This is a genomic window from Microbacterium murale (genome assembly GCF_014635185.1).
Lineage (GTDB): Bacteria > Actinomycetota > Actinomycetes > Actinomycetales > Microbacteriaceae > Microbacterium > Microbacterium murale.
Window position 1 is genome coordinate 93,415 of record NZ_BMCM01000004.1, and the last position, 12,569, is coordinate 105,983.

Here is a 12,569-nt window from a genome sequence, read left to right on the forward strand (position 1 = left end):
CGTGACTGATTCTGATGACCTGAGCTCATGGAGCGATACAGCAACGCGACGTGCCATCGAAGGATTCGTATGGTCGGTGGTCGATGGTCCCGATCATGTGCCGGAGGCCGAACGCGTTGCAGTTTTCGACAATGACGGAACGCTGTGGCCCGAGAAGCCGATGCCGACTCAGCTCCAATACATCGTGCAGCAGTGGCGTGCCGCAGCGAAGCTCGCGCCGGAGTTGGCTCAACAGCAGCCGTACCTTGCGGCCGTGAGCGGCGACTTCGTCTGGCTCGGCACCGCGATCGACAAGCACTACGACGGAGATGACACCGATTTCACCGTGATTCTCGACGCTCTGGTGGGGCTCACTGACGGTATGAGTGTGGAGGACTACGCGCGATCCGTGCAGGAGTTTTACTCGTCGGCGCAGCATCCGACATTGCGGCGCTCGTATGCGGATGCCGTGTATCGACCGATGGTCGAGCTGCTGCGATTCCTGGAGAAGCACGGTTTCACCTGCTACATCGTCTCAGGAGGTGAACGCGACTTCATGCGACCTATGACCGAAGCCAACTACGGGATCCCACCCGAACGAGTTGTCGGAACCGCATTCGGTCTCACCTACGACGTCGACAACGCCGAAGTGCGGTACGCCGCGTCTCTGAGCTTCTTCGACGACGGCGAAGAGAAACCGATTCGGATCTGGAGCAGGATCGGGCGGCGACCGCTGTTCGCAGCCGGCAACTCGAATGGAGACATGGCGATGCTCGACTTCGCCAGGGGCGGATCCCAACCGGGTCTCGCTCTCCTCATCCACCATGACGATGATGCCGAGCGCGGAGATGTGCCATACGACGCCGGAGCGGAGAAGGCTCTTTCTGCCGCGACGGCCCGCGGCTACACCGTTGTCAGCGTTCGAGACGACTGGGAAAGAGTCTTTCCCGACCTCTCACCACCTGCGAAACCGAGATGAGCAGCACGCCAGCCGCGTCGGTGACGCAGACTCGATGGCTGCTGCCGACTCTCGCCGGATATCGACGGTCCTTGCTGGTCTCCGATCTCACCGCAGGGCTCGCAGCCGGCGCGGTGGTGGTACCGCAGGCGATGGCTTACGCCACGATCGCGAACCTGCCGGTGCAGGTCGGGCTCTACACCTGCATCGTCCCGATGCTCGTCTACGCACTCCTCGGCGGCTCTCGCGCGATGAGCGTGTCCACCACGTCGACCATCGCCACGCTCACGGCCACAACCCTCGTCACGGCCGGAGTCGCCGCGGAATCCGAAGACGCCGCCGGTACCCTCATGGCGTTGGCGATGCTCGTCGGGCTCATGCTGCTGGCCGCCCGCCTGCTCCGCCTGGGGTCGCTGGTCGAGAACATCAGCGCCGCGACCGTGCTCGGCGTGAAGATCGGCGTGGGAGGCACGGTCGCCGTCGGACAACTGCCGAAGCTGCTCGGAGAGGACGCGAGCCCCTCCGGGGAGGGGTTCTTCCGCGCGATCGCGGGGGCCATCGAGGCGTTCGACAGTGTCAGTTGGCCGACAGTCGCCGTCTCGATCGGCGCAGTCCTCGTGATCGTGCTGTGCAAGCGCTTCGTGCCCCGGGTGCCAGGAACGCTCGTCGTGGTCGTCGTCGGCATCGTCCTGGTGTGGCTGACAGACATCGAGGATGCCGGTGTAGAACTGATCGACCCGGTACCCGACGGCCTGCCTGTTCCAGGGATCCCCGACTTCTCTCACGTGGTCGCGTTGATACCCGGCGCACTCGCGATCGCTGTCATGGTCTTCCTCGAATCCGCCGCGGTGGCGCGCAGCATCCGGCGCACATCCGAACCTGTGATCGACGCCGATCAGGAACTGCTGGCTGTGGGTGCTGCCAACATCGCGGGCGCCTTCTTCACCGTGCTGCCGGCTGCGGGCGGCTTCTCGCAGAGTGCTGTGAACCAGAGCGCCGGCGCCAAGACGCAACTCGCCACGCTCTTCACGGTCTGCCTCGCGATCCTGGTCGCTGTCTTCCTCGGCCCCGCGGTCTCTCTGCTGCCACAGGCGATTCTCGCTGCCATGGTGCTGGTCGCGGTCGTCAGCTTGATCGACATCCCGCTGCTGGTGCGCTGGGCGCGCATCAGCCCACTGGACTTCTGGGTGGCTCTCGTCGTCGCCGTGCTCGGGCTGACTTCGGGTCTGCTGACGGCGGTCGCCGCGGGTGTGGCCATAACACTTGTCCTCGTGCTCAGAGAACTAAACATCCCACAGCTGGACATCATGGCCGAGCGCGGGCCGGTCCTCGTCGTCTTCCTCGGTCGTGGGATGTACACGGCGAACGCGCTCTCGAACGAGCGGGCGATCATCGACCTCGTCATGAACCGGCCTGTCCCGGTGCGCACCGTCGTACTCGATGTGCGGCGACTATCCATCATGACCATCACCGTGCTCGACACGCTCGCCGACCTGGATCGGGAGCTCGCGGCGAAGGGCGTCACGCTGCACCTGGCTGCGCTGCCGGAGAAGGCGGTGGCTGTCGCGGCGAGAACCGCGTGGTACCAGAGCGTCGTCTCGGCCGGACGCGTTCACGCGAGCGCCGAAGAGGGGCTCAGGACAGCGGGCTGAGTGCGCAGATCATCTGGCGCAGCGGAATCCGACGTGGGTCATCGCGGTGTCCTCGGCCTGCGCCGAACGCGCGGCCGGGCGGTATCGAAGGCAGTACTCCGGCGCGCACAGGTGCGATCCGCCCTTGAGCACTCGCCGCGGGATGCGCGAGCCCGGCTCTGCGGACAGCAGGCTCGCCCGTTCGCCGGCCTCGACCCCGACGGCTCCAGGCAGGATGTGGCGATGCGACCACAGATCCGACGTCCACTCCCATACGTTGCCGATCATGTCGAACAGCCCGTAGTCATTCGCCGGGAACGTGCCGACCGGTGCGGTGCCTACCCAACTGTCTGCACCGGTGTTCCGGTATGGAAAAGATCCCTGCCAGGTGTCTGCCATGATTCTTCCGCCAGGCTGCGGTTCCTGCCCCCAAGCGAACCGCCTGCCGACGTGGCCACCACGCGCAGCCCATTCCCACTCCGTCTCTGTCGGGAGCCTCCTTCCCGACCACTCCGCGAATGCGTATGCGTCTTGGAACGCGATGTGCACGACAGGATGCTGCATCCGATTGTCGATCGACGATTCCGATCCGAACGGGTGACGCCAGTGCGCTCCCGGTTCCCACCGCCACCACTGTCGCCAATCACGCAGATCCACCGGTCCCGCGGTTGGGGTGAACACCATCGCACCGGGAACGAGATCCTCTGGATCGACGTTCGGATAATCAGCCGGATCCATCGGCCGCTCAGCGACCGTTACGTAGCCGGTCGCATCGACGAATTCGATGAACGCCTCGTTGGTGACGGGGTGGGCATCCAACTCGAACGCGGCGACTTCCCGTTCGTGCACAGGACCTTCTTCGGGATAGAACTCGTCGGATCCCATGAGCAGCGTGCCGCCCGGAATCTGGATCAGCGTCGCCATGCCTCCAGAGTAGTGGTGCACCCCTGATGCGGTCGATAGCCTGAACGAGTGACTCCTAGAGCGATCGCCGATGGCGCGCGGTCCCCGGCGCTGTCGCCAGGACTGCGGACGCTGATCGGGCTGGCCGCATCCGTCATCGCTTTGGCAGGGCTGTGGCTCGGTCGCGATCTGGTCGCCCCGCTCGCGCTCGCCGCAGTGATCGTCATCATCTGCCAACCAGTGCGACACCGGTTGGACGGGAGCGGCCGGCCACGATGGCTCGGCACTCTGCTGGTCGTGGCGACGGCGTGGGGCGTGCTCGTTGCGCTGGCGCTGCTGCTCGTGCTGGCGAGCCTGCAGTTCGTGCGTCTGATCGACGATTACACGGACGAGTTGACCGCCGCCAGCCAAACCCTCACGCAGTGGCTGCACGGGTTGGGACTGACGATGCACGACTCGGAGTGGAACGCGGCCTTCCTGCAGCCCTCGACGATCCTCGGGTACGCAGCGTCACTCACGGGGTCCATGTTGTCGGTCATCGCCGCACTGTTCTTCGTCTTCGCCTACCTGATCTACATGTCGGTGGACGCCGCGAGGTACTCGCTCGCCGAGACCTCGTTCGGTGCGGACGCCCGTCCCGCCCTCGCACGGTTCCACCACTTCAGCGCCGGCGTGCGACGGTATTATCTGGTCAACGCCGCGTTCGGCGCGACCGTGGCGGTGGTCGACGGGCTCGCGCTATGGGCGCTGGGGGTGCCCGCTCCGATCGTCTGGGCTGTACTGGCGTTCGTCACGAACTTCATCCCCAACATCGGGTTCGTGATCGGACTGATTCCGCCCGCGCTGCTCGCGCTTGTCGTCGGCGGATGGCCGCTCATGGTCGCGGTCATCGTGATCTACTGCGCCGTGAACGTCGTACTGCAGGTGCTGGTGCAGCCGAAGTTCGTCAGCGACGCCGTGAATCTGAGCCTGACGCTGACGTTCTTCTCGGTGATCTTCTGGACGTTCATCATCGGACCGCTCGGCGCGGTCCTGGCCATCCCGCTCACACTGCTGACGCGTGCGCTCCTCCTGGAGGGCGACCCCGGCTCCCGATGGCTGCGCTGGCTGTCGGGAGCCGCGGTGTGAACGTCACTCGCGCGCGAGCGCTGCCCGTGCCTCGAGCTCGAGGTCGAGGTACTGCTCTCCACTGACGTCGATGCCGACACCGAGGAGCTTGCCGCCCGTGAACGGGAACGGGTTCACATACTGGCCGCTCACCGCATCGGCACTGTCGTAGCCGACGCACAGCCCGTCACCGCACAGCGTGAACTTCCCGGTCTGCGTGCGCATCGGGCCGGAGGCGACGACCTGATCGTCGACGTAGAGCTTGCACGTCCCGGTCGACTCGCCGTGCTCCCCTGCACCTTCTCGGATGAACTCCATACCGAGAGAGTGCGCGCCGGACGCAAGTACCTCCGAGGTGAATGTCTGCTCCGGCGGGATGCCGAGGAAGTTGTACACGTAGGTGAGTCTGCCTTCCTTGATGAACAGCGAGTGACCGCCGAACCGCGAGCCGTGAGCGAAGATGACGCCCTGAGCGCCGTCCTGGAGCACTACCTCGCCGATGATCTTGAACGATCTGCCGCGCACGCTCACCGCCACCGACTCAGGAACGGAGGTGGTTCCGGGATAGTAGATGTACCGGTCGCGCGTGGGCTCAGCCTGCGGACGCTCGATGGTCAACTGCTCGCGCGCGGAACGGTCATCGAGCGGGTACACGAAGTTCGCCCTCGCTTCGACGTCGAACGCTTCCTGCAGATCCCTGAGCTTCTCAGGATGCTCGGCGGCAAGGTTTCTCGACTCGGAGCGGTCGACATCCACGTGGTACAGCTCCCACTCATCTTCGTCGAACCGGCCGTGCCCAGTCAGCGGCGCGTGAACGGCAGCAGCCTTCCAGCCGTCCTTCCAGATACCGCGCGTACCCAGCATCGCGTAGTACTGCACCTTCTTCTCCGTCGGATCATCCGGCGCCGCGTCGAAGGAGTACTTCATCGACACACCGGGCAGGGGACGCTGCTTGACGCCGCGGTACACCTCGGGGAACTCGATGCCGATGACGTCCAGGATCGTCGAAACGATGTCGACGCTGTGGTGGTACTGGTGCCGAACCTCACCGGCCGCCTTGATGCCGGCCGGCCAGTGAATGATCATCGGGTCTCCTGAGCCACCGGCATACTGCGCGTAGCGTTTGAACATCTTGAACGGCGCGGAGAACGCAGCCGCCCACCCGGTCGGATAGTGGTTGTACGTCGCTTCAGAGCCCAGCGTGCCCATCTTGTCGAGGTTCTCCTGCAGATCGTCAGGAAACCCGTTGAAGAACTTGTTCTCGTTGACCGAGCCGTCCGGCGATCCCTCGCCAGACGCGCCGTTGTCAGCGCAGTAGAAGATGAGCGTGTTCTCGAGCTGACCTGATTCCTCGAGATAGTCGATCACCCGGCCGATCTGCGTGTCGGTGTATTCGCTGAAGCCGGCGAAGACTTCCGCCATCCTGCTGAACAGCCGTTTCTCGTCGTCCGAGAGTGAGTCCCAGGGCTTGACGTGATCGGCTGGGTTCGCCTGTTCTTCTGGCATCGGATTGAAATCGGTCAGGCTCGTGCCGGTGGGTAGGATGCCACGCTCGATCATTCGCTGAAGCACCCATGTGCGATATGCGTCGTACCCGTCGTCGAACAGGCCTTTGTACTTCGCGATGTATTCCTCGGGGGCCTGGTGGGGTGCGTGATCCGCACCGGGGTTGTACCAGGTGAACCAAGGCTTCGAAGGGTTGGAGGCGTTCTGGTCGCGGATCATCCGGATCGCCTGATCCGCGAGATCTTTGGAGAGATGGTAGCCCTCCTGCGGCGTATATGGCGGCTCGATGAAGCGGTTGTCCTCGACCAGATCGGGATACCACTGGCTGGTCTCGCCGCCGAGGAACCCGTAGAACCGGTCGAAGCCCATGGCCAGCGGCCACTGCGACTTGCTGCCACCCGATGAGATGTCCTCCTCCGGAACGTTGTGGTTCTTGCCCACCCAGAACGTGGAGTAGCCGTTGTCCTGCAGCACCTGTCCGATCGTTGCGCACTCCTTCGGAATGCGCCCGGAATAACCGGGGAAGCCGTTGGTGCCCTCCATGATCACGCCCATCCCATTGGCGTGATGGTTGCGGCCGGTCAAGAACGTCGATCGCGTCGATGAGCAGATCGCCGTGGTGTGCCACTGCGTGTACGTCAGCCCGCCTTTCGCCAGGCGATCCAGCACCGGCATAGTCACCCGACCACCGTATGGCGACCAGGTTGCCAGGCCCGTGTCGTCGTACAGGATCACGAGGACGTTCGGCGCACCCTCCGGCGCTTTCCGGAGCTCATACGGGCTCCAGTCCGGAGTCGAGTCTCGGATATCGATCTTGATCTCTCCGCCGAACTCGACATTGGATTCCGACATTTTTCGCTCCTCTGCTCGCGGGTGTGCCTCAGACATCTTGCGCGTCACGTTATTCCCGCCCCCTGCGGATTCTGCGGCGGTTCACCCTCGGCGGGTGAGCGATGGCCAATTGTGAAGCCTGGCCGTTAGCGTGAGACAGATGCGGATAGCTCTCCGGCGCTGGTTCTCACGCAAGACGCTCGGCAAGGATCTCGCCGCCGGTGCCGTTCTTGGGGTGGAGAGCGTGCCCGATGGACTCGCCGCAGGGCTCCTCGCCGGAGTGAATCCGCTCGCCGGTCTGTATGCCTATCTGTTCGGCATGGTCGGGGCCGCGTTCTTCACCTCGAGCTCGTTCATGGCCGTGCAGGCGACAGGCGCCATGGCGCTGGTCGTGGCAGACGCAGATCTGGAGAGCAGAGTAGACCCGGAGCGGGCCCTGTACACACTGGCGATGCTGTCGGGGGTGGCTATGGTTGTTGCGGGGTTGCTCCGCGCCGGCCGACTGGTGAGATTCGTGCCGACCGCCGTGATGACAGGATTCGTCACGGCCGTCGGAGTGAACATCGTGCTCGGCCAGCTGTCGAACTTCACGGGCTATCAAGCGCAGGGCGCCAATCGCATCGTGCGGACCATCGATACCCTGTTGCACATCCTGCAGTGGAGTGTGCCCGCGGTCATGGTCGGCTCAATATGCGTCCTGATCATCGTTTGTCTGCAGCCGACACGGTTCCGCAGCCTCGGTCTCGTCGCCGCCGTCATCGTGGCGTCGGCCTGCGGCATGTTGCTGGCGCTCTGGATGGGCGCGCCGGTCGCCTTCCTGCGCGATGTCGTGGATGTTCCCCGAGGGCTGCCTGCACCCGTTTTGCCTCAGGTCGACGACGTGCTCTACCTGATCGTGCCGGCTTGCTCGCTGGCCTTCGTGGGGATCGTCCAGGGAGCTGGAGTTTCCGCCAGCATCCCGACCGCGGCCGGGCGCCCGCGTGCTGACCCGTCCCGCGACGTCATCGGTCAGGGCTTCGGAAACGTCGTCTCTGGGCTCTTCAGGGGCATGCCGGTGGGCGGATCAATGTCCGCTTCCGCGCTTCTCGTCGCCGCCGGCGCCAAGACACGGCTCGCCCTGTTCGTCGCCGCCGCAGTGATGGGACTGGTCGTACTGGTCGCATCGGATCTGGTCGCGTACGTGGCGATGCCGGCGCTCGCTGGGCTTCTCATCGTCATCGGGATCAGCGCGATAAAGCCAGGCCGTGTCTACTCCGTGATCAAGACCGGCCCATTACAGACCGCAGTGATGGCGGTCACCTTCGCTCTGACGCTGTTGATCCCCCTGCAGTTCGCCGTGCTCGCCGGTGTCGGCCTCGGCATCATTCTCTTCGTCGCACAGGCGTCCAACCGGGTGCGTGTTCGCGAGGTGCGGATCTCCGATGACGGACGGATGCGTGAGACCGATCCGCGACCGGTCATCCCGCCCTCCGAGGTCGTCATCCTGCAGCCGTACGGCAGCATGTTCTTCGCCAGCGCGCCGACTGTCGAACGCCAATTGCCCTCCGTCAGCCAGGGATCTCGGCACTCCGTGGTCATCATCCGGCTGCGCGGCACCGATCAGATCGGGCTCGCGCATCTGGATGTGCTGGAGCGATACGCACGCCTGCTCGCTGATGCGGACTCCGTGCTCAAGCTGGTGGTCAGCGAGGAACGGCTTCTGCAGCAGATCAGGGTCGTCGGACTGACCGAGATCGGTCCGGAGGACGTCTATCGGGGTGACGAGTGGATCGGCAGGACGACGCGGCGTGCGTATGACGATGCGCGGCGGTGGGTCGACGAGCAGAGCTGAACCTTCTCACACGTCTTCCGGCGGTGTGAGAGGCGACGGTGTCTGCTCGCTGGTGACGATACCCACCCAGGAGTTCTCGTCGATGACGACTCCGAGCGCTCGCACCACGGCATCTGTGACCGCGACGCCGTGCAGGGGGTGGTGCCAGAACTGCAGTCGGGCACTCACCCGGCGGGGCGAAACCGTCGTCACCAGGGCTCGAGGATGCTCTCGTTGGTGCACACCGTCGGCAGAGCCCACTGCATCGAGCAGTCGCTCCAGAATCGCGTCGACGGCGACGACGGAGCGACGCACGCGCACGTGGACCTCGCTGCGTCGCGCACCGTGTGTGGAGTTGTTGATGATCGATTCGCGAAGTATCGACCCGTTCGGGACGTGCACGACCCGACCATCCGTCGTCGTCAGCACCACCGCACGCCCGTTGAGCTCGATCACCGTTCCGGTGACCTCTCCGTCCGGCCCCTCGACCTGGATCTCGTCACCCACCACGATCGGCTTCCGCGTCTGCAGCAGGACGCCGGCGGCGAAATTATCGGCGATGCCCCGCAGGACGAGTACCAGCACCACCGCAACGACGACGACCATCGCGATCAGCGGCTGGATATTGGCGCCGAGGAACGCGAGCGCGACACCCACGCCCAGCAGCACGATCGTGTACTGCGTGATACGACCGGCGAGATTGGTCATCGGATCGGTTATGCCAGGCGTGCGGTGCCCGATCGCCCGCACTCCCCGCTTGGCGAACCGGGAAAGCACCCAGCCGACGATCAAGGACGCAACCGCGAGCCCGATGTCCAACCAGGTGAGGTTATCCGGAATCCAGGCGCGCAGGTCCATGTCGCCGAGGGTAGCGTCCGACGGTGTCGCGGAGCGCGTGTTACCGCCCGTGTCGGGCGAACACGCCGTTGGCCAGAGGCCGTATCCATTCCACCGAAGCGACGCTACGGTGTTGGTATGTCGCTGCCCCGCTCGTCATCGCGCGCAGCCAGATGGGCGCGTTTCCAGCCGCCGCAGCGCCCTGACGGACACGTCGATCGACCGAGGGTGCAAGGCCTGATCGACTCCACGGTGACCCGTGAGCGAGTGACTGTGGTGACGGCGCCGAGCGGGTACGGGAAGACATCGGCGGTGAGCGCCTGGGCGGCAGTGCACCGCGATCAAGTCGCATGGCTGACTCTCAGCGCGTTCGATGCTGATCCACATCGGCTCGACACGGGGATCGTTCAGGCACTCCAGTCGCTGGCGCGTTCCGGTAACACCGACTTCGCCGAGATCCTGGCCGTCGATGCCGTATCGGATGACCCCGGCGACACCCTGGAGACGCTCTCTGATGCTCTGGACGGCGCCCAGCGCCCCGTGTATCTGGTCATCGACGATGCACACAGAGCGAGAGAGGCTCTCGCGGAAGGCTTGCTCGGCGCCCTGATCGATACGGGCCCGGATCCGCTGCGCATCGTCGTTGTCGGCACCAGCTACGTCGAACTCGCGCTGGCGCGGTGGGCGCTCACGCACCGACGCTCCTCGATCCATGCGGATGAGTTGGCGTTCGATATGAATGAGATCGTCGGGATGCTCGCCGGGGTGCAGACGGACCTCACTCCGGAGAGGATATTCGAGGAGACCCGCGGCTGGCCCATCGCCATCCAGGTCGTCCAGTTGACCGGAGTGTCGCCGTTGTCTCGCGACGGCCACGACGATGAGCTCATGCGCGACTATATCCGGGAGCATGTCCTCGGCGGGCTGCCGCCAGAGCTCGCCCGCTTCGTCCTGCACACCTGCATCTGCCGGGACCTCACGGTCGAGATCGCGGCCGCGCTCTCCGACGCCGACGATGTCGAAAGGCTGTTGCATGAGTGCGTGGCGATGGGACTGTTCCTCGACAGGTTCGACACAGATGAGGGCGCTGTCTATCGCTGGCACGCCAAGTTCGCTCGCCACTGCAACGAGATCCTCGAGCTTTCCCAGCCAGAGAAGCGCGAGCAGCTGCATCGCGCCGCAGCACGGTTCTTCGAGCCCACAGACCCGCTCACGGCGGTATACCACTGGATCGATGCCGCGGATTTCGATGCGGCGCTTTCCACGATTCACAAGCACTGGGTGGGGATCGTCGTGGGTACGGAGTCGGCGATGCTCGAGCGAGTCTGCCTGTCGCTTCCGGAGCCGTACGCGCAGGATCCTACGGTGCTTCTCGTGCGCGCCTGCGCACAGGACATCGCCGGTGCGCAAGACGTCGCGAGGCTCCTGCTGGCCAGCGCGCAATCACGGGCGGCCGAAGGCGACGAGGATCCCTCGTTCGAACTGAGTCTGCCGCGCGCGCAGCTGTTCCTCCTCGATGACCGAGCCGAGGCCGCGAGGGCGTGCGCGGTCGTCCAGGCGCAATTGCAGAGCGCCGACAAAGGGAGTATCCAGGATCACGCCGCGTTGCTCTATCTACTCGGCTGGACCGAGATGCGACACCGCAACAATCCTGAGCGCACCGCGCAGTTGCTCTCTGCAGCAGCCCAGGAGGCGGACGCCGTCGGAGACGACGTCCTGCAGCGCCGCGCGCTCAGCCACCTCGCGTTCGTCCTGGCCTGGACGGGAGACCTGAAGCAGGCCGAGGACGTTCTCGCGGATCTCGGCGAGCGCGTCGATGACGACGGTCCCTGGCATTCCTACGCCGGCGGTGGTGCGTCGACGGCGGCCGGCTTGATCGCATACTTCTCCGATGATCTTCCCCGCGCATCCCAAGCGCTCTCGCAGGTCCTCAAGGGCGGGAGCGGGAAGCGCACCTTCGCGGGTGTAGCCCGGATGATTCTCGCGTGGACGGCCGCGGCCTCGAAGGACCCGCAGTTGCGCCGTCGCGCGGGGATCGAACTGCACGCTCTTCCGACTCAGGAGGCGCAGGGCGTGTCCTGGAACGCATTCCGTCATGCGTCATTGGCCGCGCTCGCGGAGTCGGCAGGACAACGCGATCGCGCCCTGTCGATCGCCGCTCGGTACGCCGAGACGGACGACCTGCCGTTGCTGAGCGTCGTCCTCGCTGGAATCGTCCGGCGCTCCGGCGACCCTCTGACAGCGCTGCAGATGCTGCGCCGCCTCGTTCGATATCAGACGATCTCATACATCCAAGTCGCGACGCTGATCACCGGCGCGATGGTACAGCGCCGCCGCGACAATCTCGAGCTCACCCACAGCCTGTGCGAGCAGGCGTTGGAGATCGCGGAGCGGCAGAATGTGCGTCGCCCGCTCTGCGATGGCGACCTGGAGATGCGGCAACTGCTCACAGAGCACCTCGCATGGGGCACACGTTATGAGGACTTCGTGGCCGTATGTCTGCGTCCGCACGAGTCGAACTCGCCACTCGAGATGCTCTCCGAACGTGAGAAGGCCGTCTTCGACCAGTTACGAACGACAAGGACCATGGCCGAGATCGCTCAGGCTCTGGCAGTGTCCATCAACACGGTCAAGACGCATCAGCGTGCTATCTATCGCAAACTCGGCGTCGCGTCGCGCCGTGAGGCGCTGCGCCTGCTCAGCTGAATCAGGCGGTATTCCCCTTTCCGATGACGCGCATCTTGGCCGCGGCGAACTCGCTGTCGCTGAGTTCACCGGAGCTGTGCAGGATCGCGAGTCGCTCGAGTTCCGTGGGCACATTCGGCACGCGAGCCGAGCTGAAACGCGAGACGGCGGCCTCTGCCCTTGCTACCGCGCGGACTGCCTCATAGAGCAGCTGTCCGCTGTTGCCTGGCGGATCCGAGCTACTGGCGGAGATGGTCCTCGTCCGCTCGGCAAGCCAGATCAGCCCAGGGCGCCCTGCCCTGTTCAGTGTGAGTGCGGGCAC

9 protein-coding genes are annotated in these 12,569 nt (G+C 64.9%); 5 read left to right on the forward strand and 4 right to left on the reverse strand.

The genetic code is table 11. The annotated features are described in order from the left end of the window. Nucleotide 1: 1 nt before the first annotated feature. Together IEV67_RS12815 and IEV67_RS12820 are read left to right on the forward strand one after the other, a co-directional pair. Nucleotides 2–958 (forward strand): HAD family hydrolase, encoded by a 957-nt coding sequence (locus IEV67_RS12815; RefSeq protein ID WP_188436973.1) that lies wholly within the window; start codon nucleotides 2–4, stop codon nucleotides 956–958. Next, a complete protein-coding gene (locus IEV67_RS12820) occupies nucleotides 955–2,589 on the forward strand; it encodes a SulP family inorganic anion transporter (RefSeq protein WP_188436974.1) in 1,635 nt (544 codons plus the stop codon). The genes IEV67_RS12815 and IEV67_RS12820 overlap by 4 nt, the downstream gene beginning before the upstream one ends. Before the next feature lie 9 nt (nucleotides 2,590–2,598). Here IEV67_RS12820 and IEV67_RS12825 read toward each other — a convergent pair whose 3' ends face one another. Continuing rightward, nucleotides 2,599–3,492 carry a formylglycine-generating enzyme family protein gene (locus tag IEV67_RS12825; RefSeq protein WP_188436975.1) on the reverse strand — a complete coding sequence of 298 codons (894 nt, stop codon included), beginning with the start codon at nucleotides 3,490–3,492 and terminating at the stop codon, nucleotides 2,599–2,601. A gap of 48 nt (nucleotides 3,493–3,540) precedes the next feature. On the opposite strand from IEV67_RS12825, the gene IEV67_RS12830 reads away from it, so the two are divergent. Next, on the forward strand, nucleotides 3,541–4,599 hold the full coding sequence (locus IEV67_RS12830) for an AI-2E family transporter (RefSeq protein ID WP_229703101.1): 1,059 nt from the start codon (nucleotides 3,541–3,543) through the stop codon (nucleotides 4,597–4,599). Nucleotides 4,600–4,602: 3 nt separating this feature from the next. On the opposite strand, the gene IEV67_RS12835 is transcribed toward IEV67_RS12830, so the two are convergent. Beyond that, nucleotides 4,603–6,936 carry an arylsulfatase gene (locus tag IEV67_RS12835; protein WP_188436976.1) on the reverse strand — a complete coding sequence of 778 codons (2,334 nt, stop codon included), beginning with the start codon at nucleotides 6,934–6,936 and terminating at the stop codon, nucleotides 4,603–4,605. Nucleotides 6,937–7,075: 139 nt separating this feature from the next. Here IEV67_RS12835 and IEV67_RS12840 point away from each other — a divergent pair, with 139 nt between their 5' ends. Then, nucleotides 7,076–8,746, forward strand: coding sequence for a SulP family inorganic anion transporter (locus tag IEV67_RS12840; RefSeq protein ID WP_188436977.1), 1,671 nt, complete (start codon nucleotides 7,076–7,078; stop codon nucleotides 8,744–8,746). Nucleotides 8,747–8,752: 6 nt separating this feature from the next. On the opposite strand, the gene IEV67_RS12845 is transcribed toward IEV67_RS12840, so the two are convergent. Next, complete coding sequence (locus IEV67_RS12845) at nucleotides 8,753–9,583, reverse strand: mechanosensitive ion channel domain-containing protein (protein WP_188436978.1); 831 nt, start codon at nucleotides 9,581–9,583, stop codon at nucleotides 8,753–8,755. Nucleotides 9,584–9,700: 117 nt separating this feature from the next. On the opposite strand from IEV67_RS12845, the gene IEV67_RS12850 reads away from it, so the two are divergent. Next, nucleotides 9,701–12,268: a winged helix-turn-helix domain-containing protein gene (locus tag IEV67_RS12850; protein WP_188436979.1), complete on the forward strand. Its 2,568-nt coding sequence runs from the start codon at nucleotides 9,701–9,703 to the stop codon at nucleotides 12,266–12,268. A gap of 1 nt (nucleotide 12,269) precedes the next feature. On the opposite strand, the gene IEV67_RS12855 is transcribed toward IEV67_RS12850, so the two are convergent. Then, complete coding sequence (locus IEV67_RS12855; protein ID WP_188436980.1) at nucleotides 12,270–12,569, reverse strand: SHOCT domain-containing protein; 300 nt, start codon at nucleotides 12,567–12,569, stop codon at nucleotides 12,270–12,272.

Coding starts and splice junctions, on each gene's coding strand:
- IEV67_RS12820 (WP_188436974.1), top strand. CDS start 955: ATGAGCAGCACGCCAGCCGCGTCGGTGACGCAGACTCGATGGCTGCTG.
- IEV67_RS12825 (WP_188436975.1), bottom strand. CDS start 3,492: ATGGCGACGCTGATCCAGATTCCGGGCGGCACGCTGCTCATGGGATCC.
- IEV67_RS12835 (WP_188436976.1), bottom strand. CDS start 6,936: ATGTCGGAATCCAATGTCGAGTTCGGCGGAGAGATCAAGATCGATATC.
- IEV67_RS12840 (WP_188436977.1), top strand. CDS start 7,076: ATGCGGATAGCTCTCCGGCGCTGGTTCTCACGCAAGACGCTCGGCAAG.
- IEV67_RS12845 (WP_188436978.1), bottom strand. CDS start 9,583: ATGGACCTGCGCGCCTGGATTCCGGATAACCTCACCTGGTTGGACATC.
- IEV67_RS12850 (WP_188436979.1), top strand. CDS start 9,701: ATGTCGCTGCCCCGCTCGTCATCGCGCGCAGCCAGATGGGCGCGTTTC.